Source organism: Alishewanella tabrizica, from assembly GCF_014652375.1.
In the GTDB taxonomy this organism is placed as follows: Bacteria; Pseudomonadota; Gammaproteobacteria; order Enterobacterales; family Alteromonadaceae; genus Alishewanella; species Alishewanella tabrizica.
This window is the reverse complement of record NZ_BMYR01000012.1, coordinates 1-25,150: the sequence shown is the minus strand read 5'-3', so window position 1 is coordinate 25,150 and position 25,150 is coordinate 1. Positions and strand designations below refer to the sequence as shown.

Genomic DNA, 25,150 nt, shown 5'->3' with positions numbered 1-25,150 from the left:
TATGTAAATCACGCTTAGCCATTTCAGCAACCAAATAACATACCGAGTACTTCTTGCCCAACAGTGGTGGGCAGTTTGGCGGGTAGACAGAATAAAAATCTAGGAAAAAGAGTACACTTGTTCACTGAAAGTGCCAGCACAGCTCAAAAGTTTGGAATATTTAAATATTTTAAATTCAACAAGATAAGAAAATTTCATTTATTTTAAAAACAAACGAACTGGCCAAACCAGATATTTTAGTGTACAACTGTACGCTGAAATTAACTGATTGTGTGAAGCTGTAGTGAAGTCATTTTTTACCCGCCTTTGGCGTAGTTTTTGTTTAATGCTGGCTAACCAGCCCTCGTTAACGCTGTATTTTCTGCCATTATTGCAACGTTTCTGGCCAGGTTTTCTGCCAGGCCAGTACCGTGCGCAGTTAGTCACTAAGCAATGGCAAACGGCCGATATGCTGCAGTTAAGCCTTAAGGTCTCAACGCGCTGGCCGGGTTTTGTACCAGGCCAGCATGTGCTGCTAACCCTTCAGCATAATGGGCGCTATATCAGCCGGCCGTTCAGTATTTGCTCGCCACTGAGCCTGTGGCAAAGTCGGCAGCTTATTCAATTGTGCTGCAAAATTAACCGCACCGGCGAATTTACCCCCTTGTTACACCTTTTAGACGAAGGCGCAGTGGTTACTATCAGCCAGGCACAGGGTAATTTTCACTGGCAACAACCGGCAATACCTGCGGTATTTGTTGCCGCCGGCTCTGGCATTACGCCCATTGCCGCTATGCTGTTAAGCCAGCGCCACTGGTTAGCGCCGGTAACCCTGTATTACCGCATGCGCGGCATAGAAAATGCGGCCTTACTTAAAGATCTGCAGCAACTGGCCACTCGGCAACCACTGTTTACCCTGCAGTTGTCGGATAGCCTTACTGCGCCTGCAGAGACACTGCAACAGCAACTTGGTGCCGATCTCAGCAATCAGCAGTTTTACCTGTGTGGCCCGCAGAGATTTATGCAGCAGCTACACAATACGCTAAGCCAGCATGGCGTAACGGCAGAGCGTATTAAGCAAGAGCAATTTGGTTTAGCCCTGCCCTCGGCCTCCGGTAGCACAACAGATACTCTGCTAAGCGCTCATTTTATCCGTGCTGGTTTCAGCACCACCGTAACGCTGAACAGCCAACACAGCCTGCTACAAAGTGCTGAACAACATAATCTGGCACCGCGCTTTGGCTGTCGTATGGGCGTGTGTTTTCAATGTGTATGCGACAAAGTGTCCGGCCAGGTGCGTGATATGCGTAACGGTGCATTAAGCGGCCACGGCGCCGAACAAATTCAGCTGTGTGTCAGCCAACCGGTAACCGAATTAGTGATTAAGCTGTAACAGGACTATTGATGAAACTTTCAACAGAACAATTTAACGCGCTTGAGCACGAGCTAGACAGCGTAAAACAGCAGGTGCAACAACAACTGGGCGACGCCGATGCGCGTTATATCCGCCGTGTATTGCTGGTGCAGCGCTTAAGCGCCCTTAGCGGCCGCGTATTAATGGTACTGGGTTTTATTACACCCTGGCTTTGGCTGGTTGGCGTATTACTACTGGCACTGGCAAAAATTCTCGACAATATGGAAATCGGCCACAATGTGCTGCACGGCCAGTACGACTGGATGAATGACCCGGTGCTGCACTCCAAACGCTACGAATGGGATATCGCTTGCGATGCCGGCTCCTGGCAGCGCACCCATAACTTTGAGCACCACACTTACACCAATATTATTGGCAAAGACCGCGATTTTGGTTATGGCCTGCTGCGTTTAAGTAACGACTTCCGTTGGCGATTACGTAATTTATGGCAAGGCGGCACTTACCTGCTGCTAAGTATGTTATTTCAGTGGGGCGTGTCGTATCACGAACTGGCCGCACAGCGGGTATTTTTTGGCAAAAAGAAGGCCGATCGCCACACCCAGGTGAGCGACAGCGAACTGAAAAAAGCTTTTTTTGGTAAAGGTGCCCGCCAGTTAATTAAAGACTATGTGTTTTTTCCGCTGATTGCTGGGCCGATGTGGTTATGGGTACTGTGCGGTAACTTGCTGGCGAATTTGCTGCGTAATTTATGGACCTCAACCGTGATATTTTGTGGCCACTTCACCAAAGAAGTGCATGTGTTTACCGCCGCCGAGTGCGAGGGCGAAAGCCGTGGTCAGTGGTATTACCGCCAAATGCTGGGCTCGTCTAATTTTACCGGCCCAACCTGGCTGCATATTTTAACTGGCCATTTAAGTTGCCAGATAGAGCACCACCTGTTTCCGGATATCCCGGCACGGCACTACCCTGCTATGGCCAAACAAGTGCAAGCCATCGCGGCCAAATACGGCATACCTTACAATACCGGCAGTTTTGTGCGCCAATACAGCACGGTATTCGGCCGCATTATGCGTTATTCACTGCCGGGCGGCGCCAAGGCCGTAAAAGGATTATAAAGTAGCGCGTTTTTCTGTACGATGTAAAAAATTGCTCTGTCTTTTGTGCTAACGCCACATAGCGCGTGGTAAATAACATTCATCCAAAAAACGCTGAATATTGTCTTTAGGGGTACACGTTTTATGGTTTCGATGAGTTTTCCACATGTAAGGCGCAAATAACTCCATCCACGCTTCATCAATAGTAGAAATAATTCCAGACCGGTTGCTATGCTCATACCCATGTAAAATTTCAGATACTATGTAAGAGGTTTCTTTTTTGAGCACCTTCAGGTTAAGATCAAAATCAGCTACCCCCTGAGCATAATGCGCATTTAAAAACTGCAGTTTTAGAACATTTTTTCCGGACTTAAGTGGCTTAACATCGGTAACGAAAATTGGCGAAAAATAGGGGCTATAATCAGCAACATAACCCGGCAACATTTGCCATCCATACCAGTAACCTTTTTCCAGTGTCAGATAATTTGCATTCTTTATCATTATCAATAAAACCTATACTGCCGTCAGTGCCTTATTTATCTGATTTACCAGCATTTTGACTCTATTATTACTGCGACCATAACTGACGATCTGCACCTCAAGGCCTGCGAGTTTATAAAAAGACAGTGCGTTTTCTAGGGCTTTCACTATCCATTCAATACTGTTTCCAAAAGCCCCTCCGCCCAACAATGTTAAGTAAACCTTTTTGTTGCCGGTTTTAGTGGTATTAATGACGGCAGCGGCCAGCGTAGCGTCGTAAGCCGCCTGCAAAATTAAACTGGCTAGGGGCTGCCAAAGTGCGGCCTGATGTTCAGTGTAGGCAACTGGCATAGCTGAGCAGTATGCCTGAGTAACAGCGTGACCAATGTTGTTGAGTGTGACTTCAGTATCGTATTGCACACCAATTTTTACTACGTTAATCAGCTCGGTGATTTCAGTTTCATTTAATTGCGCCAGCGTTTGATTTATAGCGTTTAGCTGTTTGCTACTGGGTAGCGCGTAGCCGTTTTTCATTTGCCATAAGCTGTCAAACTGCTCTGTTACGTGCTGGTTTACCTGCGTTAATAGCTGCTGCTCAAATTGATCCAACATATTTAGTTGCCGCTCGGCAGTTTGCCCTAGCTCGCCATCAACGGGCACAAAGTAATTTCGGTAGATAAGCCCAGCACCACATGCCATGGCGCAGGCAGGGCCTTGGGTACGGTCGAACTGATAACCGGTAATGCCCGAGTCAGGCGTGACCGTAGGGCTAACCATTTCTAATAAATTAAACTGCGAAGCTACCTGAAAGAACGCGCCAGCGTTTTGTGGCGCCATATGCAAGCTTTGCACATCGGCAATCACTTCTTGCACACTAATTGGCTTAGCAATGAACGTTGCGCTTTGCATAATAGCCGCTGCTTCTGCTTTCAAAACCGCTAAAGTGGGCGAGACTAAATGCCCTATCTGAAATGCTTTACCATTGGCACGGCTGGTCAACACGCCATTTTCAAGCGTCAACATTTGCCTTACTTGTGCTGCGCCCTGCTCGGTAAACCCCGTGAGTTGCTCAAACCACATACACTCTCCCTAACAGGCATCCTACCTTGTTATTCATTATCACCCTTAAGCGCTTGTCTTTATTTTAGAACCAGATTAAAACGTAATGCTATACGTTATTGTCGAATCGCTTTGCCAAATACGCCAAGCGTGCCTGTTCAGTATCAAACGCTAGCACCTTGATAAGTTCCACGTCATCCAGATCTTCTGGTGAAAGCAAATCGGCAATACTACTCTCATCAATCACCACGTTGTATTTACCCTTATGGTCTTGAGTGTAAACCGCTCCGCCTTCAAAGCGCTTAAACAATGTTAAATCGGGCAATTCAGTCATTGAGCGATAAGCATTTTGAGCTGACATTACTATTCCTTAGCCGCGCAAACGGTTCATTAAAAAACTTATTAGGCTATTTGGCATCCTTGCCGATTGATTGTTGTCCTTATCCATCCTAGAAAATAGCATCCTGCTACTTTGTCCATACCCTGTCATGGTTAATGACATGTCATCCGTGTGTCACTATCTTAGGCTGTTTCATATTTCACGCCATACTGTGCAAGTACTCAGTGTATGTTTTTCAGGCAGATGTTTTTAAGCCTTTGCGCCAAGCCCTTTTAGACGTTCGCGCACTGGCTTAGCGTTGACGGAACACCTAACATAATGCGAGCTAATCATGCACAACCAACCTATTCGCGCTGAAGATTTACCCCGGCTAACCCGCTTACAAGCGCTCTGTAAAACCATGACTGCTATTGAGCACTTAGCCAACGCTAAGCAAGATAAAGTGGTATATGCTGGGCGTATTTGGCGCGATGCCGATTATTACCGAAGATGACAATATGCAACACGGCAAGCGGGTGTTCGCCGTGCGCTCGTCGCTGCTGCCTTATGCCGTGCAGGCACTAAACTTGGACCTAGCCAAAATTGAAGCGCGCCCAGAGGCGCAGCAAATTATGCTGGCGAATTTAGAGGAAGTGAAACGGCATGCATTTTAACAAGATAAACGCTAGATAACGCATCACCTTAATGGCCGGCGTTTTATAAAAATACAGGCACACGCATTAGCTACGTCCCTAAATATTTACCGAAGTAGAGTGTTAACACGGGAGCAATTTGCAGCAATACCTTTAAGTGCGAAATGCCTATCGTAGCCAAAACTAAAATCGCTGCGCCGGATGCTCTGATTACTCAAATTGCACAGTATTACTCTGCCACGTAAGCCAACCCTGTTTAATTAATTGAGCTAAGCTGGTGATCTCCGGCTGCTGTACAGTAGGGTAATCGGCGGTGGGGTACAACAACAAATACCCATTGCGGCCTTGCTGTTTTACTTGGTAAAGCGCTAAATCGGCCAACTGTAAACAGGTCTCCCAGTTCAGTTGGGCTGGCTGATGTATCGCCCCCACCGAGCAGGTTAGTGGATGCGCCAAACCGAGCTGCTGCCAATTTTGTGTTGCGAACGCTTGTTGTAAACGTTCCAAATACAGTTGGGTATTCACGCTTTCTTCAAGCACTAACAAAAACTCTTCGCCGCCCCAACGCAGTATATGATCAGAACTGCGGCTATTTTCGGTTAATATGAGCGCAACCTGTTTTAGGGCCGCGTCTCCCACCTGATGACCATAGACATCATTGATCTGTTTAAAATGATCAATATCAATTAATACCCATACCAATGGCTGTTGCTTGCGCTTGCTGCGTGCCAGCATAGGCTCGATATGTTGGCTTAAATAATGACGGTTATACAAACCGGTTAGCGCATCTTCCATGCTCATTTGTTGTAAGCGTTGATTCGCCTGATGCAAAGCGGCTGTGCGCTCATCAACCAATTGCTGCAAACGGCGCTGCGATTTATCTAACGCCGAAACCCGTAACTGATAAATGGCCCACAACAACAACAACACGGCATTAAATACAAAAAAGATAAACCATTTGGTTTCATACCAGCGAGCGGGTAAATCAATACTAATGAACGTAGAATCGCTCCAGCGATAATCTGCCGCAGCTTTTACCTGCACAGAAAACTGGTAGTGCCCAGGTGCTAAATTGGTATAAAACGCGTCACGACGATTTCCTGCATAAATCCATGCATCATCATAACCACGTAATTGATAGCGAAATTGCAACGACGGCGCCTGAACAAAATAAGGCGCACTAAAACTCAATTGCCAATCGCGCTGCTCGGTAGCTAACGTCAGCTTTTCGCCATAATAAAGGGTATTATTAATCGTTAGTCCCGTAATAACGGGTTGCGGTAACGCCGCGGTTTCTCGCACCTTTTGTAAATTTACACCAACTATGCCATTTAACGTAGGAAACCATAAGCGACCAGCCAATAAAGCCCCTTTGCTGTCTCCGGCCCCATTACAACACCGATGGGAATCTGAAGCGCCATCGGGACGTCTATCATCTATTAGTAAATACAGCTCACTAATTTGCCCAGTGCGTAATGCGGTATAATTTAATCGGTAAACGCCCTCAAAATTACTAATTAACAATAAATCTTCATACAACTCTGCATGAATAACGCCATTACCTGGCAAGCCCGATTGTTGATTAAAATGCTGCCAATTACCTTGCTGGCCAATACTAAAGCCTTGATCAAAAGTCCCAATAAACAACTGATTATCGGGCAAAGCAAATACCTTGGTAATAAAACTTTTGCTAAGAATAGCGTCTTTAACCGCTTGCAGTTGCTGCTGCTGATCAAGGACAAATAGCCCTACTTCAGTACCAATCCAAAGCTGTCCCTCTTTATCGGGATAGATAGAACGCACTCTAACATCCGACGGCAGTGCAGGATGCTCATACACTTTTACATCAACCGATTTACTCAGTTGCGCAGGCTCACCGTCAGGTATTTGATCGATATAATAAAGTCCACCATTGGTACCCAGCCATAAGCGGTCATCTTGTTCAGCAAAACTGGTTACCAACAAATGCGCTAATTCAGGGACTTGAAATAAAGGCGATAAGGACGCTTCGTCAAATACTGACACACCACTGCGCGTACCCACCCACAGTCGCTTGGCGTTGTCAGCAAAAAAACTGTAAACAAAAGGGTTAGCTAATTGCTCGCCAGTAATTTTTAATTGATAGCGTTGCGTGCTCGGATCAAACAGCTCCACTCCCTGCCGCGATCCTACCAATAAGTTGTCTTGCCAAGGGTGCACGCCCCAGGTGTATAAATCAGTAATGCCTGCTTCTCTGCCATAGCGTTCAGTGACAGCTGTACGTAAACGTTTAACACCATGCGAGCGGCTCCCCAACCATAAATTGCCGTGGGCATCTTGCATCATACTTTCAACCCAACTGAAATCTTGCTGCTCTGGCAGGTCAATTTGCTCAACCAGTTGTCCATTGTGCCAACGAAACAGTTTATTCAGCGTGCTGATCCACAGCCCATCTTGCTGATCAGTAAAAATAAGCTCAATACGAAGTGAAGCAACATCGGGTAGATGTACGGGTAACCAGCTAGCATCTGGCGTTAGTTGAAACAAGCCCAACTGACTACCCAGCCACAAGGTGTCATTATAAAAACCAAGTTCATGGAATTGTATCGCGGTGGCGGTCTCAGCAGCAGAAAACCATTGATATTGGCTAGCAGAGGTAAATAATCCTACCCCATTATTTCCCCCTACCCACAGGCCTTTTGGCGATTGTAATAAACTAAATACCTCGCCTTGATGCTCTGATATAGGAAGTAATTCATTATTAACGACTTGATAGAGTTGATCAGCCCCCACCCATACTTGCCCCTCTACCGTTTCCAGTAGGGTATTTACATTACCAATACGCCCGCCGCTTACCGTTTCAAACTGTTGCGCAACGCGTTTAACCAAGCCATTCGCCGTGCCTACCCACAGCTGTTGCTTGGCATCAATTAATAATGACGTAATTAGGTTAGAAGGTAAATTCGGTGAGTTAGCGGTGTTAAACACATCAAATTGCACACCATCAAAACGCGCTAAACCATTTTGCGTGCCCAACCAAATAAAGCCATCGGCATCTTGCACCATGGTTTGCACAGAAATTTGTGGTAAGCCAGCCTCTACCGACCAAATTCGGTATAAATAATCGGCATAGGGGGTAAAACGGGTGTCTGCTAACGTACTCAGGCTAAGTAACAGCAACACCCATACCAGCTGACGCATAAAACTCCTTATTCTGCTCGGCTTAAATTATATACTATAAAACCAGAAAATAAGTAGGGTTAATAAATACTGCGAAAAAGCAAAGGCGCAATAAATCTAGTTTTCAGCATCGTAAATGGTTAATTCATGCAAACAGTCGAGATAAACCGCCAAAATCGACAAGAAACAGAATCAATACGGCATCAGTACAGAGTAATTTGCTTTTGGTCTGACCAGTGATAAGCTAACACCAACATAACTCTTTTAGGATATGACATGGCAACTTCACTGTGTAAAGCAAACTGGTTTTTAAAGCTGTTTGCCTGGCGTTACATTCCCCTCATTGGTTTCTGTTCACCCAAAATAATTCAAATGAACGAGAAAACCGTTGAAATTACCATGCCACATACGTGGCGAACTAAAAACCATTTGGGCAGTATTTATTTTGGAGCACTGGCCATAGGCGCTGATTTAGCTGGCGCTTTTTCAGTATTTAGCAAAGCCAAAGATCGTGGCGTTAACGCCAATTTTGCCTTTAAAGACGTTAACGGCCAATTTCTAAAACGCCCTGAAGGTACAGTGCATTTTACCAGTCATGATGGCGATATCATTGATCAGATGATTGACGAATCTCTGGCAACCGGCGAGCGTATCAATAAACCGGTATCCGTAGTCGTTACCTGCCCCAGTAAACATGGCGATGAACCGATGGCGACCTTCACCTTAACCTTATCCATAAAGGCTAAAGCAAAAGGCAAAAAAACTGCGCCTTAATTTGCACCTCAGCAGATCTGGCAGTAAACTTGCTGCCAGTCTCTTCTCCTTGTTACAAGGTAAACGTTGTGAACCAACATGCTATGCAGCCGCTTAGCGGTAATTTATTTATCATCTCTGCACCCAGCGGTGCTGGTAAATCTACGTTAATTCAAGCCTTGCTAAAAAAGCATGCCGATATGCAATTAAGCGTGTCACATACCACGCGCGCGCCACGAGCGGGTGAACAAAATGGCGTGCATTACCACTTTACTACTGTAGAAGATTTTAAAGCACGCATCGCCAATAATGAGTTTTTAGAATGGGCAGAAGTGTTTGGTAACTATTATGGCACCTCTCGTAATGCTATTTATCAACAGCTTAGCCAAGGTATCGATGTATTTTTAGATATTGATTGGCAAGGTGCGCGTCAAATTCGCGCCCAAGAACCCGCTACCATTGGGATTTTTATTTTACCGCCCAGCCTGCCTGAACTTGAACAGCGTTTAAACCAGCGCGGCACCGACAGCGCCGAGGTTATCGCAGGACGCATGGCAAAAGCACAAGACGAAATGTCGCATGCTGACGAATACGATTATCTTATTATCAATGACGAACTGTCTGAAGCCTTACAACAAATGGAGCAAATCGTGCTAAGCCAACGTCACTCGCTGGCAAGCCAACAACATCGGCACAGCGCATTGCTCGATCAGCTGTTGGCGAAAGACACAAAATAGCGTAAACTAGTTGACCTTAAGTTTAACACTGACTATTTCCGGAGTGCTGAATGGCTCGCGTAACCGTTGAAGATGCTGTAGATAAAATTGGTAACCGTTTTGATTTAATACTGGTTGCAGCACGCCGTGCGCGCCAGCTGTCTGTTGAAGGCAAAGAGCCTATGGTTGATCGTGAAAACGATAAGTCTACTGTTGTGGCACTGCGCGAAATTGAGAAAGGCTTTATTACTAGCAGCATCCTAGATGCACAAGAGCGTCGCGATCAATTGCAACAAGAAGCCTCTGAAATGGCAGCCGTTGCGGCCATTATTGGTAACGATCAGTAAAAAATCCTGTCTAAACGATGCCAACTGCGGTTTAGCCGTTGGCATTCGCCTAATTTAAACGTATATTCTATTCATAGCAGTAGCACGGCAAACCGCGCGGTAACGTATCACCAAACACAGTTTAACTGTGTCGATACACCCAAGGGTTAACGTGGTGTATACCGCCCTGCCCAGTGACTACCAATAACGCATTTCTCGTTTTCTGCACATGTTTGGAGTGGTTGTGTATCTATTTGAAGGTCTAAAAAATCAGATTAGTGCGTATCTGCCGCCAGAGCAGGTAAATCTGGTGCAGCAGGCCTATGTGGTAGCCAGAGACGCGCACGCCCCACAGTTTCGCTCAAGTGGCGAGCCTTACATCACGCATCCGGTCGCGGTAACCAGTATTTTGGCCGACATGAAACTCGATCATGAAACGCTCATGGCGGCGTTATTACATGATGTGATCGAAGACACCCCCGTAAGCAAAGAAGACTTAACGCGGTTATTTGGTGCTACGGTAGCCGAATTAGTGCAAGGCGTTAGCAAACTCGATAAGGTAAAATTTAAAGATATCAAAGAGTTTGAAACCACCAATTTGCAGAAAATGTTTATGGCCATGACCCAAGATATTCGGGTGATCTTAATTAAACTGGCCGATCGCACACACAATATGCGCACCTTAGGTGCCTTACGCCCCGAAAAACGCCGTCGCATTGCCAAAGAAACGCTAGAGCTTTATGCCCCGATTGCCAATCGCTTGGGCATTCATAATATTAAAAATGAATTAGAAGATTGGGGCTTTCAGGCGCTTTACCCCATGCGTTATCGCGCACTGAGTTCGGCGGTAAAACAAGCCCGCGGCAATCGTCGTGAACTGCTTGAAAAAGTGCAACAAGATATCCGTAGCCGCATTAGTCAAAATGGCATAAATGCCGACGTCAGTGGCCGCGAAAAGCATCTATATAGCATTTACCGGAAAATGAAAAACAAAGAGCTGATGTTCAATGATGTGATGGACATTTACGCTTTTCGTGTTGTGGTAGATAGCGTTGATCATTGTTATCGAACGTTAGGCGTTATGCACAATCTGTTTAAACCGATTGAAAGCCGTTTTAAAGACTATATTGCGATCCCTAAGCAAAACGGCTATCAATCGTTGCATACCTCGCTCATTGGCCCGCACGGTATTCCGGTTGAAATTCAAATGCGTACCCGCGAAATGGATGAAATGGCCGATAAAGGTATTGCCGCGCATTGGATGTATAAAGCCAATGGTGAAGTACGCGAATCAACGGCACAAATTCGCGCCCAGCGCTGGATGCAAAGCCTGCTTGAGCTGCAACAAAGCGTGGGCACCAGCTCTGAGTTCGTCGAAAACGTAAAATCTGAACTCTATCCAGATGAACTCTATGTCTTTACCCCAAAAGGCCGTATTGTCGAATTGCCGATTGGCGCCACCGCCGTTGATTTTGCTTATGCGGTTCACACCGACATTGGTAATCGTTGCGTTGGCACCAAAGTGGATCGCAAACCTTATTCACTGAGTAAACCGCTTGAAACGGGCCAAACCGTTGAAATTATTACTAGCCCAGGCGGCAAACCCAATGCCAATTGGCTGAATTATGTGGTCACTAGCCGTGCCATTTTAGGGATCCGTAATTACCTGAAAAAACAGCAGCAAAACGAAGCTATTTCCCTAGGACGTCGTTTGCTCACCTCTGCACTAGGCCACGTTAATATTGAAGATATCGCCCCAGAGCGTATCGAACAAGTGCTAGCCAATGTGCACCAGCAATCGTTAGATGCCCTGTACACTGAAATTGGCTTAGGCAATCAGTTACCTATTGCCATTGCGCGTCGCTTATTGGGCGAGTTTGAAAGCAGCGAACCCCAAAGCAAAGCCCTGCCCCTGCCTAAAGGCAATGCCTTTATTGTGGGATCGGAAGGGATGCTAGTGACCTTTGCAAAATGTTGTCGGCCGATCCCAGGCGATCCGATTGTCGCTAACGCCTCTCCGGGTAAAGGCTTAAATGTGCATCGTAACGACTGCCGCAATATCAAAGGCTGGGAGCGCGAACCGGCAAAATTCTTCCCGGTACGTTGGGATAACACCACCGAAAAACAGTTCTTGTGTGATATCCGCGTCTTTATCATCAACCGTCCAGGGGTATTGGCCAAATTAACCTCGGTTATTGCCTCGCAAGATTCAAATATCCAAGATTTATCTACCGATGATCGCGAAACAGGCGAATACGTGATAAAAATCACGCTATCGGTTCTTGGCAGGGTACATCTGGCGAATGTTATGCGGAAAATTCGCGTACTCCCTGATGTGCAAAAAGTATACAGAAGGAAATAATGTTCTATGTCTAAAGTTATTATTCGCACCAACGATGCGCCCGCTGCCATTGGCACTTACAGCCAAGCGGTAAAAATTGGCACTACGGTATATTTATCGGGTCAAATTCCGTTAGTGCCCGCTACTATGCAAATGGTGTCTGAAGACTTTGCCGAACAAACCCATCAGGTATTTAAAAACCTAAGTGCCGTATGTGAAGCCGCAGGGGGCAGCCTAAACAATATGGTAAAGGTGAACATCTTTCTTACCGACTTAAGCCAGTTTGCCACGGTTAACCAAATCATGAGCCAATACTATGCTGAGCCCTACCCTGCACGCGCTGCCGTGCAAGTCAGCGCGTTACCGCGCGGCGCGCAAATTGAAATTGATGGCGTAATGGAAGTGCCCTCAACGCACTAGGGCATAGCATGCGGCTATTTTTTTCAGCGTCTTTGGTGGCATCAGTACAGATGAGTACGGCACAGTGAGCCAAACCCGTCTTGACAATATTGCTATCTCGGCCATCAAAGGTGTCGGTAGCAAAGCCGCTGAACGGCTAGCAAAACTGGCTATTTTCAGTATTCAGGATATTCTGTTTCATCTCCCCCTGCGCTATGAAGATCGCACTCGGCTGTATCCCATTGCCGATTTAATGCCCTTGGTGCATGCGACAGTGCAAGGCGAAGTGCAAAGCAGCGAAGTACAATTTGGTAAAAGACGCAGCTGGTTAGTGACGTTGCGCGATCACAGCGGCAGTATCACATTGCGTTTTTTCCACTTTTCAGCGGCGCAAAAGAATGCCGTTGAAAAAGGCTGCCAACTACGTTGCTTTGGTGAAGTGAAACGCGGGCCACGTGGCCTTGAAATGCTGCATCCTGAATACAAAGTGCTGCACGACGAAGTGTTAGATACGGCCGTTGCCGAAACCCTTACCCCAATTTACCCCACAACCGAAGGGCTAAAACAAGCTACTTGGCGTAATTTAACCGATGCCGCGCTAAGCTATTTAGATCGCTACGCCCCCGACGAGCTGTTACCAAGCGCATTATTGCGCCAACCTTGGTCATTAGCCGATGCCTTGCGCTACATCCATCGTCCACCGCCAGATGCCGCCTTAACCCTATTAGAGCAAGGTAAACATCCGGCGCAGCAACGGCTAATTTTAGAAGAGCTGATTGCTCAGCAATTAAGTATGTTTAAATTGCGTAGCCAAGGCCAACAGCAACAGGCTGTGGCTATGTCATCACCCGATGCCTTGTTACAGCAGTTTTTAGCCCAGCTACCTTTTTCGCCGACAGGGGCACAACACCGTGTAGTGCAGCAAATTCAAGCCGATTTAGCTAAACCACTGCCTATGCTACGTTTGGTGCAAGGTGATGTGGGTTCAGGTAAAACCTTAGTGGCCGCGTTAGCCGCCTTAACCGCAATTGGCAATGGCTATCAAGTGGCGCTGATGGCGCCCACCGAATTATTGGCCGAACAACATGCGCTAAATTTTCAGCGTTGGTTTGAGCCCTTAGGTATTCAATTAGCATGGCTAGGGGGGAAAACCAAAGGTAAAGCCCGACAAAGCACCTTAGACGCCCTGCAAAGCGGCACCGCGCAAATGATTATCGGCACCCATGCGCTATTTCAACAAGGGGTGGTATTTAGTAAATTAGCCTTAGTGATCATCGACGAGCAGCACCGCTTTGGCGTTGATCAGCGTTTAGCGTTGCGTGAAAAAGGGGGCATTCCGGCACATTATCCGCATCAATTAGTTATGACCGCCACCCCGATACCGCGTACCTTAGCCATGACAGCCTATGCCGATCTGGATACCTCTATTATTGATGAATTACCACCGGGGCGCACGCCGGTGACCACCGTTGCTATTCCTGACACACGCCGCGATGAGGTGATTAGCCGGGTGAAGCAAGTGGTTACCGAGCAACAGCGACAGGCTTATTGGGTATGCACATTAATTGAAGAATCTGAGGCATTACAGTGCCAAGCAGCGGAAGATAGCGCGTTACACTTGCAACAAGCGCTGCCAGAATTAAAAATTGGCTTAGTACATGGGCGCCTAAAAAGTACTGAAAAACAACAGATTATGCAAGAATTTAGCCGCGGCGCACTCGACTTACTGGTGGCCACCACCGTCATTGAAGTCGGCGTAGACGTGCCCAATGCCAGCTTAATGATTATTGAAAACCCCGAGCGTCTAGGTTTAGCGCAATTGCATCAACTACGTGGGCGAGTTGGCCGTGGCAGCGCCGTATCACACTGCGTATTGCTGTATCATGCACCGTTGTCGCGCACCGCCCAATCGCGCTTATCCGTATTACGCGAAAGTAACGATGGCTTTGTGATCGCCCAGCGCGATTTAGAGATCCGTGGCCCCGGCGAAGTGCTCGGCACCCGACAAACGGGTATGATGCAATTTAAAATTGCCGACTTAAGCCGCGATAGCGAGTTACTGCCGCAAGCACGCCAACTTGCCGCCACGCTATGGCAAACCGATCGACCAACCAGCGTCAATCTGATTAAACGATGGTTAGCCAACAAAGACATTTACGGCCACGCCTAACAGGCATGCTTGGCATGCTTCGGGGTCAGATACCAAAGGGTTCCAAACAAAAGAATAAGGTGCTAAGTATGCAGCAGTTAACGCCCTACCACATTCGGCAGCAGTGTCGCAGCGGGCAATTTAGTCAAAATACCTCTGGGCTGGCACCGGGCTTTGTGCAGGCCAACATGGCCATTATTCCCGCGCAATACGCCGCTGATTTTTTGCAGTTTTGCCATTTTAATCCCAAACCTTGTCCTTTACTGGGCATGGCAGCGCGACCTGGTGCACGAGATATGCCGGCGTTGGCGGCCGACCTGGATATTTGTACCGACTTGCCCCGTTATCGGGTATTTCGACACGGCGCGCTGGTCGACGAAGTCACTGATATCAGCCCGATGTGGCGCGATGATTTAGTCACGTTTTTAATTGGTTGCTCTTTTTCGTTTGAAGAGGCGTTACTCGCCGATGGGCTAGAAATTCGTAACCTTACCGAACAGGTCAATGTTCCCATGTACCGTACTAATCTTGCCTGCCAACCGGCAGGGGTGTTTAGTAGCAATATGGTGGTGAGTATGCGCCCAATGACCCCAGCCAATGCCATCCGCGCTATACAAATTTGTTCGCGCTTTCCGCAAGTGCATGGGGCGCCAGTGCACTTTGGCGATCCTGCAGCAATCGGCATACACGATATATATACACCTGATTATGGCGATGCCGTGAGTATCAAACCGGGTGAAGTGCCAGTATTTTGGGCCTGTGGCGTAACACCCCAATTGGCGATAGCGAACGCAAAACTCGATTTATGTATCAGCCATGCACCAGGCCATATGTTGGTTACCGATCTCAGTAACAGCAAGCTGGCCATGCTGTAATGGCAATAGCCAGTTTGCGCGTTAAGTAAGCTCACCGCACTGAGCAACGGCGAAATAACCATGCTATTACGGCGTAATCACCGGATGAATAAGCCGCAAGCCATGATAACACTCGGTTAATTCAAGGTTGCATCCGTTTCAGGCCGATACACTCTAACCATAATTTGCCCTCGCCCGGCGTTTTTGGCTTTATACAGGGCTTTATCGGCCAGCAAAATGACATCATCAAAGGCGCCTACCTTACTTACGGCAATGCCCACGCTAATCGTATGGAATTGTCCATGCGCAGTTAAACGATACTGTTGCTGGATCCGCTCAGCGATATGCAGTGCTTCCAGTCGTTTACAGCCCGGCAGCACCAACAGAAACTCATCCCCCCCTAAGCGCGCCGCAAAATCGTAATCGCGAATATGTTGCTGCAAAATTTGTCCAAGCGATCTTAAGGCATCATCACCCGCTTGATGTCCAAAATTATCATTTAATTGCTTAAAGTTATCAAAGTCTAAGGCTACCACCGCAATTTCGCCTTCCTTCGCATCTTGCTCAGTACAGCTTTGCCATAAATCAGCAAAGCCCCGCCGATTTAATAAGCCTGTTAATGGGTCTTGTCCGGCCAATTGCTTTAACGATTCACGATCTTGTTTAACCCGCTGCAAGCGCATTCGGGTTAATTCCAGCCGTTGTTGCAATTTAAGCAAGCGTTGCCACTGTGCAATTAACCATGACACCGCGCTGGCAATAAGCTGTAATTGTGTAAACTGCGCCTCAGTCATGGCTTTATGATCTTTACTGGCACCACATAAACTGCCAATGGTGTTGTTTTTATAGTGCACCGGCAAAGCAAAAAACGTGGCCATGCCCAATTCAGCGCCTGCGCTTTGCGGATATGATTGCGATATATTGTTGTTTATCCAGGTATCGTCGTTAAATAACTTTCGACACATCGAATCTTGCCACTTAACTTCGCTACCAGCAGTAATATTTATCACGCCATCGCCATAGGTTACGGCAACAACTTGCTTAGATTGCACCGGATCAATATAGGTTACAAACGCGGTTTCGAGCGTGGTGATAGTGCACACTAACTTCATCAATGGCGATAGCGCCGCCTCTAATTCATGAAATCGATGTTTTAGCTGTACATTATCCATATGGACCCTTTTACAATACGACTTGTATTCAGTTAAGCATACCTATCTGCAAAAAGCCGAGTTTATTTTTAACACAACGTAGCGCACTTTTATCTAAAGTAACCTTTTTTGCCTTGGCGAAAATTTACGCGAAAGCACCTTTACGCTATGCTCAAAAACATAAGCTTTTGTTTGTACGAATAAACCTTCGCAGTTAGTTCAATGTTTTAGGGCTTACTCGTGTGTTTTGTCACATTAGTTGCCACACAATTTGCCCTCTTTTGTTACCCACCTTACGTAGTGTGTATGCTGGTCAACAGATGGAATACTTTATTCACCAGAATCAGTTTTTTAGAATTTTTTATGCTAGGTCGTTGCCTCCCTCGCTGGACAATCGCCACGAACTCACGCACACTAATCCTATCGTTAATCTTTGTACGACGCGCAATAACGTAGCGAGATCGGTATGTCTATATCAGCAAACACCTCTAACGCTGAACCCTCAGCAATGGCTTCAAGCACAAAAATCGTCTCATCGTCGCGACCAACACTGCGGCTGAATTGCGATTTAGGCGAAAGCTTTGGTAGCTGGCAAATGGGCTTAGACGAACAGGCTATGCCGTTTATTGATCAAGCCAATATTGCTTGCGGGTTTCATGCCGGCGATGCCAATGTGATGCAGCGTACCTTGGCATTGGCAAAGCAGCATAAAGTAGAAATAGGCGCCCATCCGGCGTATCCCGATTTACAAGGCTTTGGCCGCCGTAGCCTGCAATGCAGCGCCCCAGAAATCATTAACCTTATACACTATCAAGTGGCTGCCTTAGAGGGTATGGCTCGCTGTCAGGGGCTTAGCCTCAGTTATATCAAACCGCATGGCGCACTGTACAACGATATGATGAGTAATCCCGCCGTCTGGCAAGCCGTATTACAGGCCGTTGCCCGTTATCATCAGCCTTTAAAACTGATGATTCTCGCCACAGCCGATGCCGCGAGATATCAAGCCGACGCCGCTGCGGTAGGCGTAAGCTTATTGTTTGAAGCCTTTGCCGATCGTCGCTACACCGACGAAGGTAAACTGACACCGCGCAGCCAAGCGGGTGCGGTATTGCATGGCGACGCTGTGATCCAACAAGTGCAGCAATTACTCCAGCAGGGCAGCGTTACCACACAAAGTGGTACTATACTGCCTTTGCAAGCCGATACGCTGTGTGTGCATGGCGATAACGTTGCAGCCATTCAGCAATTACACCATATTCGCGCGTGTATCACCGCATGTCAGCCTTAACCAGTGCCTGCGGTTTAGCCGCCACCGATTACACGCTAACGATTGCGGGCGAAAACGCCTTTATCCTTTATTTAGCGACGCAGCAGATCAGCCCTGCCGCCGCGCAACAGATTGCCTTAGCAACCACCCAGTTATCGCCAATGGTAGGCCAACAATTAATAGAATTACTGCCCTCATATGCTTCGTTATTAATTGTCTTTGACCCGTTACAGCATAGCCATTTAAGCATTAAACCACTGTTAGTGCAGGCCTTAGCCAAACCGGTCAATCTATTAAGTCAAAGCCCGGCCAAACGGGTTGAGTTACCCGTATGGTACAGCGAACAGAGTGGCCCCGACTTACTGGCGGTCGCCACAGCAAAAGGGCTGACACCCGCTGAAGTGATCAACCTACACAGCAGTACGAGCTATCAGGTGTATGCCATTGGCTTTGCCCCGGGGTTTGCGTATTTAGGGGAATTACCAGAGGCATTGGCTATGCCGCGCTTAAGTAGCCCCCGCGCTAGCGTGCCAGCAGGCTCAGTGGCCATCGCCGATCGGCAAACGGCGGTTTACCCCGCCGCATCACCAGGCGGCTGGCACTTATTGGGCCGCTGTCCTATTGCCATGTTTACTCCTTGGCAAAGCCCCGCCATGCCCGTGGCGGTGGGCGATCAAGTACAATTTATCCCTATTAGTGAACGTGAGTTTACCTTACTGGGCGGTACGTTATGAGCAGCCTACGTATCATTAGCCCTGGCGTACTGAGTTTATTACAAGATGCGGGGCGCTTTGGCCAGGGGCAATTGGGCTTAACCCAAGGCGGGCCGCTAGACCAACACAGTTTCCGCTGGGCGAATACTTTAGTGGGCAATCCTATCAATACCACACTCATTGAGCACAGCGTGGGCGGCTTAATCGTGCAAGCACAAGGCGCTTGCACGGTTGCGGTAACCGGCGCCACACTTCCCCTAAGCCATAACGGCCACGCCGTGCCTTGCTGGCAAGCACTACACTTAGCGCCTGGCGACGAACTGGCGCTGGGGAATGTTAGCCAAGGGTTACGTGTTTACCTCGCCGTACAAGGTGGCATTCAGGTAGCGCCGCAATTTGGGAGTACTGCCACGGTTATGCGCGAAGGCATCGGTGGCTTGCGCCATCCTGCTGCCGATGATCCGCAACATAGGCTGGGCGGCCACAAGCTGCACGCCAATGACTGTTTGCCTTTAACAAGCACGAATGTCACTCGCGTAAGCTTAGCTGGCGCAGCACAAAACTCTATGCCACAAAATACTATGCCACAAAACACTGTGCCACAGATCACGCCAGTAGCGCCGTTACCGCCGGCCGTGACCCAACAAACCTTACCGGGCTCGTCCATACTGCGCCTGCGCATTATCGAAGGCTATCAAGCCGCGTTGTTTAGCGCCATCGAACGTGCGCGCTTTTACCTTAATCCCTATCGCGTTAGCCCCAAATGCGATCGTATGGGCTATAAACTCACTGGCAGCGCCATTCGCTGTAGTACCCAGCAGTTATTATCCGAAGGCATAAGCGCAGGCGCAGTGCAAATTCCACCTGATGGCCAGCCCATCGTATTATTAAATGATCGGCAAACCTTAGGGGGTTACCCCAAAATGGGCAATGTACTATCACTGGATTGCTGGGCGTTAGCGCAAGCCACGCCGGGCACCGAAGTTCAGTTTATGCCTATTAGCGTGGAAGACGCGCATAATGCGTTACAACTTGATGCCGCGCGTTTTACCCGCGAAGCGCAGCGCCTAGGGCTTACTTCAGCGTTAACTCAACTGCAGGGGCGCCATCATGACTAACACACATACACAGGCTATTTGTGCCGCACCGCTGCCGCTAAAAGCCTTAAGCCAACAAATAGAACACTGGTTAGTCGAGCGCAATTTACGCGGTATGCAGCAGGTGCAACCGCACTTACGCCCGGGATATGTGCTCCGTGCGGCACGCTTATTTAACTTGCCCACAGGCAGCACGGTACTGATTGGAACAGGTTTTCCGGTACTTAATACGTTTGAAACCGATGGCCCCGTTGGCGCGATTGCGCTGTATCGTTGCGCGCAACACCTTGGGCTTAATCCGGTGATCTTGTGTGGTGATCCGCTCTTTAGCGTGTTACAACCGCATTATAACTGCTACGCCCTTAACGTTAATCAGTACCAACATTTAGCGCAGGTTGCCGAACAGGCATTGGCCACCTTACAACCGGCTTTGGTATTAGCCATTGAACGGCCGGGTTTTAGTGCTAATGGCCGATACATGAATATGCGGGGCGAAGATATTTCAGCACGCTGTGCCAGCTTTGATTTCTTTTTAGAGCAAGCCCGCTGCCCTACTTTGGCTATTGGTGATGGCGGTAACGAAATCGGCATGGGCAATGTGGTTGCTGCTCTGGATCAGCTTAATATTATTCCTAGCATTACCGAGTGCGATGAACTGGTGATAGCCGATGTGTCTAATTGGGCCGCGTGGGGCATTATTGCCATGCTGTCATTATTACGGGGCGAGAACCTGCTCGCCCAAGCGGATCTTTACACCATATTGCAGTTTTTGGTGGCGAATGGCTGCATCGATGGCGTAACCCGCCAAGCCACGCTAACCGAAGATGGCCTACCTTATGAGGCAGGCGAAGCGCTGATCCAGCGTTTACATACCTTGGTAGCGCAAACCCTCTCCCCCACGAATTAACGAGACCCCAGCGATGAGTACAGTGTATTTAAACGGCCAGTTTATACTCGCCAGCGACGCGAAAATTTCCCCGATGGATCGCGGGTTTTTATTCGGCGATGGTATTTACGAAGTTATTCCGTCTTATCAAGGCCGTTTTGTCGGTTTTGAGCCACATATTACGCGCTTACACAGTGGCTTAAGCCAATTAAGCATTCACCATGGCAAAACCCTCGCCGACTGGACCGAGATTTGCCAAAGTCTGCTGAACCATAATCGCGCGCAATTAGGCAATAACCTCGCCGTGTATATTCAAGTAAGCCGTGGCACCGACACTAAGCGTAATCATGCCTTCCCCCTAAATATTAGCCCCACCATTTTTGCCTATGCCTTTGCCATTGCCGCCGAGCCCGTGCCAGACAAAGCCAAAGCTCATACCTATAACGTGATTACCGGTAATGACTTACGCTGGCAACGCTGCCATATAAAATCAACTTCGTTGCTGGGCAATGTGCTGCATTATCAACAAGGCGTTGAGCAAGGCGCACACGAGATTCTGCTGTTTGATCGCGATGGCAACCTCACCGAAGGCGCTGCCGTTAATGTGTTTGTGATCAAAAACGGCGAAATTGCCACGCCGCCCCTGAGCAATAAATTATTACCCGGAATCACGCGCTTGCTGTTATTGCAGATCCTGCGACAGCATTCCACGTTAAACGTCGTCGAGCGCGACATCAGCTTTGAAGAGGTGATGGCCGCTGATGAAATTTGGCTGACCAGCTCCAGCAAAGAAATTGCGCCGGTGCTTAAGGTAAACGACACCCCCGTAGGCAACGGTGAAGTGGGCGATATCTGGCTAGCTGCGCAACGGTTATTTAGTGCACATAAATACGATTAAAAACGCTTTACGCATAAAGACGCGCACATTTAATTATTATTACCAAAACGCCTAATACCCCAGCCATCCCACAAGGATGGCTACAATTCAAGGTGCCAGTGTTGGCGAGCGCAAACAACCGCGTAAAGTAGTACTTTTGCACTACTTAAATCTGTTACCAATTTAACAACACCGCGGCTTAAAAACCTTTTTTAACCAATAATTTAGCAAATTTTGTATTAGCAATGAAAATTTCACTTGCGAAAAGCCAAAAAGTATCCAAAATGATACTTAGCCTCAGTGGCTACTTAAACTCAGGAGTTCAAATTTATGATTAATGTTCAACGTGCCAAACAACAAGGTTTTACCTTAATTGAATTAATGATCGTTGTTGCGATTATTGGTATTTTAGCGGCAGTGGCTTTGCCAGCATATCAAAACTATACCATTAGGTCTGCAAACAACGCATGTTTAGCTGAAGCTACTGCAAATATCCGTGCTGCTGTTGTAGAAACTTCGGAAGGTAATGCTTGGACAGCCTCAGCTGCCCGTGCTTGTCAGTCACTTCCAGATATTACTGTAGGACAATCAGGAACTGTACAGTCATTAGCCTCTACACCTGGTAACGCAACTGTTACTTGTACTATCGCAACAGCATCTTGTGAAATATAATTCTTTTTAAATCAAAGCCACCTCTAATAAGGTGGCTTTATATAATTAGTTGAAATAAATTGACGAATAATCCTGAATTCAATACCAATAAAATCTTCGTATATCTCCTAGCTCTAGTTTTTTGTATATTACCTTTCATACCTTTTCAAACTATTGACGGCATGGATGGACTTTCACTTCCATCGAACATTTTAGTCTTAATTCCCATAATTTTATTTTCAACAACACTTTTTTTCTATCAACACTCGCACCTAAAGATAAGTGAATTCACGTCAAAGTTGATAATAGCCTGTACCATGATGTTAGCCTTTATCTTGCTGAAACAAGGTTTTACACTGAACAGCTCTATTACACGAATCTCATATATCTTAGTACTCGCTATATTCATTCAGCTGCTTTACTGGATTAAACCTGACAAAAAGACCATTACAAACATCATATTTATTTCACTTTTGATTCAATGCTTATATGGATTAGCCCAGATCTCAAATCTAGAGTTCCTTAATTCGTTTCAATTTCATCATCTAAGACCTGTTGGCTCATTCGCGCAAGTCAATATCATGGCAACCTGTACAGCTGTAGGTTTAATATTTGCACTTTATCAACACCTAAACCCTAATCACTCTATAAAGACAAAAATACTCATTTCTGCATATATAATTATCTCACCTTTAATAATAACCTTATGTTCATCAAGAACGGCATACATTTCACTTGCTTTGGGTTTAACAATATTTTTTGCTTGTAATGCAAAAGAAGTATTTAAGAATCAGCTATCGTCATTTTTTAAGCTGAGTGCTGGAATTTTTTTAGCCGCATTGTACTTCTTGTTAGTTGATACAGGGCATAAAGACTTAGAATCACTGAAAACTCCCGGTATTAGACTAGACATGTATTTGAATAGTTTACTAATGTTTATTGAGAAACCTTTTTTGGGTTGGGGCTTTGGCGAGTATATTCATGCGTTTTATTACTCAATCTATGATAACTCAAATATTTATGATTTTATTAATCCTATAGACAGCCTCTCAACACATCCTCACAATGAACTAGCGCTTTGGGGTTTAGAAGGTGGAATTATAGGTCTAATTTTCATATGCACTATCTTATACATATTTCTCAAAGCGTTATTAAAATCAAAGAGATCTTCAGATATTATGCGTGGTAGTGGTTTTGTCATTTTATTGCCTCTTTTCTTCCATGTTATGCTTGAGCATCCACTGTATACAAGTTCTCTATATGGGCTTTATTTTTGCTTAATTTTTTATATTTACACATCTCCTGAATACACAGAGCAAAACACTTTTTACACAAAGTCTATTAGTGTGATTTTCGCTATTCAATCTACAGTATTGGTTCCTGCACTTATTATCGTACTACAGTCTTCTATACTTTCATCGGCTTACTTGAAAACAGGCAGCAGTGCTATTCGCGAAATGATAATTAGTGATTTCCCATCAAAATTATATTTAGTACAGATGGATTTGCTGCTTGAAACGCACAACGCAAGAGTTAATGATGATTATAGTAGTTTAGAAGCGCTAAATAATCAGATATTCGAAACGATAAAAACGATACCTGCAAAATCACTTGCTACTGATTATTTAACTAACTGTAAAATAATAACCAACTGCAAAAAAGACAAGATTGAATTTATCAACAGATATTTTAACACTTTTTAACCAAAACCTTGGGTCAAATGGGTACAAACCTTCGGGGTGAGATACCGAATCAACAAGCCCGCCTCGTGCGGGTTTGTTTTTTTCAGCCGTCGAAATCAAACTTTCTTGCTTATGTTGGCAAACGCACAGAGTAAGAGTTTGTAAAAACGCATTATTAATGCTGGTAGCATTTACGCCGCCTACAGGAGCAAGTAATGCAAACAACAACGCTAACATTATTCAGTATTGGCCTAGTGCTAACAGGCTGCTTGGCACTCAATGGTTGTAAACCTGGGCCAAATACGCAACCTGGTCCATTGGCATTAACCGTAACGACTGAAGACGGCACGGGCGATGATGCAAACATTACTACTGCCGTTCACACGACACTGCTAGCAGACACAAAGTTAAAACACCTTGTAATTGATGTTGCAACCTTCGGGGTCAGATACCGAACAAACCTTTGAAACCTTTGGGGGAACCTTCGGGGTCAGATACCGAACAACCTTCGGGGTCAGATAACGAACCAAGAACCTTCGGGGTCATAAACCTTCGGCAGCAACCTTTCGGGGTCAGATACCGAACCAAGATACCGCATAACCTTCGGGGTCAGATACCGAACAATACCGACAACCTTAGCAAACCTTCGGGGGCAGATACCGAACCAACCTTCGGGGTCAGATACCGAATCAACAAGCCCGCCTCGTGCGGGTTTGTTTTTTTCGGCCGTCGAAATCAAACTTTCCTGCTTATGTTAAACCTTCGGGGTCAGATACCGAATCAAGAACCTTCGGGGTCTAACCTTCGGGGTCAGATACCGGGAAAACCTTCGGGGTCAGATACCGAATCAACAAGCCCGCCTCGTGCGGGTTTGTTTTTTTCAGCCGTCGAAATCAACCTTCAGAACCTTCGGGGTCAGATACCGAATAAACCTTCGGGGTCAGATACCGAACCAACAAGCCCGCCTCACGCGGGTTTGTTTTTTCAACCGTCGAAATAAAACTTTCCTGCTTATGTTGGCAAACGCACAGAGTAAGTGTTTTTAAAAACGCATTATTAATGCCGGTAACATTTACGCCGCCTACAGGAGCAAGTAATGCAAACTGGCTAATAACATCATTCCGATCGCTCAATAACATCATGCCGATCAGGTTTTTTCTTCCCGCGTTT

The 25,150-nt window shown here is 46.7% G+C and carries 24 protein-coding genes and 1 CRISPR repeat array; of the genes, 18 read left to right on the top strand and 6 right to left on the bottom strand.

Annotated elements, in window-relative coordinates; genetic code table 11:
- The first annotated feature begins 283 nt into the window (after positions 1-283).
- Positions 284-1,372, top strand: coding sequence for a flavin reductase family protein (locus tag IE070_RS13780; RefSeq protein ID WP_189483780.1), 1,089 nt, complete (start codon positions 284-286; stop codon positions 1,370-1,372).
- Between the two features lie 11 nt (positions 1,373-1,383).
- On the top strand, positions 1,384-2,469 hold the full coding sequence (locus tag IE070_RS13775; protein WP_189483779.1) for a fatty acid desaturase family protein: 1,086 nt from the start codon (positions 1,384-1,386) through the stop codon (positions 2,467-2,469).
- Positions 2,470-2,517: 48 nt separating this feature from the next.
- On the opposite strand, the gene IE070_RS13770 is transcribed toward IE070_RS13775, so the two are convergent.
- The 3 genes from IE070_RS13770 to IE070_RS13760 all read right to left on the bottom strand — a co-directional run bounded on the left by IE070_RS13770 (position 2,518) and on the right by IE070_RS13760 (position 4,348).
- Positions 2,518-2,949: a hypothetical protein gene (locus IE070_RS13770; RefSeq protein WP_189483778.1), complete on the bottom strand. Its 432-nt coding sequence runs from the start codon at positions 2,947-2,949 to the stop codon at positions 2,518-2,520.
- 12 nt (positions 2,950-2,961) lie between these two features.
- On the bottom strand, positions 2,962-4,008 hold the full coding sequence (locus IE070_RS13765) for a hypothetical protein (RefSeq protein WP_189483777.1): 1,047 nt from the start codon (positions 4,006-4,008) through the stop codon (positions 2,962-2,964).
- A gap of 88 nt (positions 4,009-4,096) precedes the next feature.
- Positions 4,097-4,348: a hypothetical protein gene (locus tag IE070_RS13760; RefSeq protein WP_189483776.1), complete on the bottom strand. Its 252-nt coding sequence runs from the start codon at positions 4,346-4,348 to the stop codon at positions 4,097-4,099.
- Positions 4,349-4,658: 310 nt separating this feature from the next.
- Between IE070_RS13760 and IE070_RS13755 the strand changes: the two genes are divergently transcribed.
- Together IE070_RS13755 and IE070_RS13750 are read left to right on the top strand one after the other, a co-directional pair.
- Positions 4,659-4,820, top strand: a complete 162-nt coding sequence (locus IE070_RS13755) for a hypothetical protein (protein ID WP_189483899.1) — start codon at positions 4,659-4,661, stop codon at positions 4,818-4,820.
- Positions 4,798-4,980 (top strand): BrxR family transcriptional regulator, encoded by a 183-nt coding sequence (locus tag IE070_RS13750; protein WP_229797072.1) that lies wholly within the window; start codon positions 4,798-4,800, stop codon positions 4,978-4,980. The genes IE070_RS13755 and IE070_RS13750 overlap by 23 nt, the downstream gene beginning before the upstream one ends.
- A gap of 189 nt (positions 4,981-5,169) precedes the next feature.
- Here the strand turns inward: IE070_RS13750 and IE070_RS13745 are convergent, their stop codons facing one another.
- On the bottom strand, positions 5,170-8,139 hold the full coding sequence (locus IE070_RS13745; RefSeq protein WP_189483775.1) for a ligand-binding sensor domain-containing diguanylate cyclase: 2,970 nt from the start codon (positions 8,137-8,139) through the stop codon (positions 5,170-5,172).
- 255 nt (positions 8,140-8,394) lie between these two features.
- Between IE070_RS13745 and IE070_RS13740 the strand changes: the two genes are divergently transcribed.
- The 7 genes from IE070_RS13740 to IE070_RS13710 all read left to right on the top strand — a co-directional run bounded on the left by IE070_RS13740 (position 8,395) and on the right by IE070_RS13710 (position 15,677).
- Positions 8,395-8,892: a PaaI family thioesterase gene (locus tag IE070_RS13740; RefSeq protein WP_189483774.1), complete on the top strand. Its 498-nt coding sequence runs from the start codon at positions 8,395-8,397 to the stop codon at positions 8,890-8,892.
- A gap of 83 nt (positions 8,893-8,975) precedes the next feature.
- Entirely contained in the window at positions 8,976-9,608 is a 633-nt protein-coding gene (gmk, locus tag IE070_RS13735) for a guanylate kinase (protein ID WP_189483891.1), read from the top strand.
- A gap of 50 nt (positions 9,609-9,658) precedes the next feature.
- Positions 9,659-9,934 carry a DNA-directed RNA polymerase subunit omega gene (rpoZ, locus tag IE070_RS13730; protein WP_189483773.1) on the top strand — a complete coding sequence of 92 codons (276 nt, stop codon included), beginning with the start codon at positions 9,659-9,661 and terminating at the stop codon, positions 9,932-9,934.
- A 223-nt stretch (positions 9,935-10,157) separates the two neighbouring features.
- Positions 10,158-12,275 (top strand): bifunctional GTP diphosphokinase/guanosine-3',5'-bis pyrophosphate 3'-pyrophosphohydrolase, encoded by a 2,118-nt coding sequence (spoT, locus tag IE070_RS13725; RefSeq protein ID WP_189483772.1) that lies wholly within the window; start codon positions 10,158-10,160, stop codon positions 12,273-12,275.
- A gap of 6 nt (positions 12,276-12,281) precedes the next feature.
- A complete protein-coding gene (gene ridA, locus IE070_RS13720) occupies positions 12,282-12,674 on the top strand; it encodes a deaminase RidA (RefSeq protein WP_189483771.1) in 393 nt (130 codons plus the stop codon).
- A gap of 64 nt (positions 12,675-12,738) precedes the next feature.
- Positions 12,739-14,823, top strand: coding sequence for an ATP-dependent DNA helicase RecG (gene recG / locus IE070_RS13715; RefSeq protein ID WP_189483770.1), 2,085 nt, complete (start codon positions 12,739-12,741; stop codon positions 14,821-14,823).
- 68 nt (positions 14,824-14,891) lie between these two features.
- Complete coding sequence (locus tag IE070_RS13710; protein ID WP_189483769.1) at positions 14,892-15,677, top strand: putative hydro-lyase; 786 nt, start codon at positions 14,892-14,894, stop codon at positions 15,675-15,677.
- A gap of 116 nt (positions 15,678-15,793) precedes the next feature.
- On the opposite strand, the gene IE070_RS13705 is transcribed toward IE070_RS13710, so the two are convergent.
- Entirely contained in the window at positions 15,794-16,828 is a 1,035-nt protein-coding gene (locus IE070_RS13705) for a GGDEF domain-containing protein (RefSeq protein WP_189483768.1), read from the bottom strand.
- Between the two features lie 529 nt (positions 16,829-17,357).
- On the opposite strand from IE070_RS13705, the gene IE070_RS13700 reads away from it, so the two are divergent.
- The 7 genes from IE070_RS13700 (at position 17,358) to IE070_RS13670 (ending at position 24,001) form a co-directional block, all read left to right on the top strand.
- Complete coding sequence (locus tag IE070_RS13700) at positions 17,358-18,095, top strand: 5-oxoprolinase subunit PxpA (protein ID WP_189483890.1); 738 nt, start codon at positions 17,358-17,360, stop codon at positions 18,093-18,095.
- Positions 18,083-18,808 (top strand): 5-oxoprolinase subunit PxpB, encoded by a 726-nt coding sequence (pxpB, locus tag IE070_RS13695; RefSeq protein ID WP_189483767.1) that lies wholly within the window; start codon positions 18,083-18,085, stop codon positions 18,806-18,808. The genes IE070_RS13700 and pxpB overlap by 13 nt, the downstream gene beginning before the upstream one ends.
- Complete coding sequence (locus tag IE070_RS13690; RefSeq protein ID WP_189483766.1) at positions 18,805-19,905, top strand: 5-oxoprolinase subunit C family protein; 1,101 nt, start codon at positions 18,805-18,807, stop codon at positions 19,903-19,905. The genes pxpB and IE070_RS13690 overlap by 4 nt, the downstream gene beginning before the upstream one ends.
- Positions 19,898-20,791, top strand: a complete 894-nt coding sequence (locus IE070_RS13685) for a glutamate cyclase domain-containing protein (RefSeq protein ID WP_189483765.1) — start codon at positions 19,898-19,900, stop codon at positions 20,789-20,791. The genes IE070_RS13690 and IE070_RS13685 overlap by 8 nt, the downstream gene beginning before the upstream one ends.
- A 13-nt stretch (positions 20,792-20,804) precedes the next feature.
- A complete protein-coding gene (locus IE070_RS13680; protein ID WP_189483764.1) occupies positions 20,805-21,668 on the top strand; it encodes an aminotransferase class IV in 864 nt (287 codons plus the stop codon).
- 309 nt (positions 21,669-21,977) lie between these two features.
- Positions 21,978-22,319: a pilin gene (locus IE070_RS16735; protein ID WP_189483763.1), complete on the top strand. Its 342-nt coding sequence runs from the start codon at positions 21,978-21,980 to the stop codon at positions 22,317-22,319.
- A gap of 560 nt (positions 22,320-22,879) precedes the next feature.
- Positions 22,880-24,001, top strand: coding sequence for an O-antigen ligase family protein (locus tag IE070_RS13670; protein WP_189483762.1), 1,122 nt, complete (start codon positions 22,880-22,882; stop codon positions 23,999-24,001).
- Between the two features lie 412 nt (positions 24,002-24,413).
- A CRISPR array of direct repeats spans positions 24,414-24,669; the repeat unit is 23 nt; unit sequence AACCTTCGGGGTCAGATACCGAA.
- A gap of 204 nt (positions 24,670-24,873) precedes the next feature.
- Here the strand turns inward: IE070_RS13670 and IE070_RS13660 are convergent.
- The coding region (locus IE070_RS13660) for a hypothetical protein (RefSeq protein WP_189483760.1) at positions 24,874-25,150 on the bottom strand (277 nt) is incomplete at its 5' end.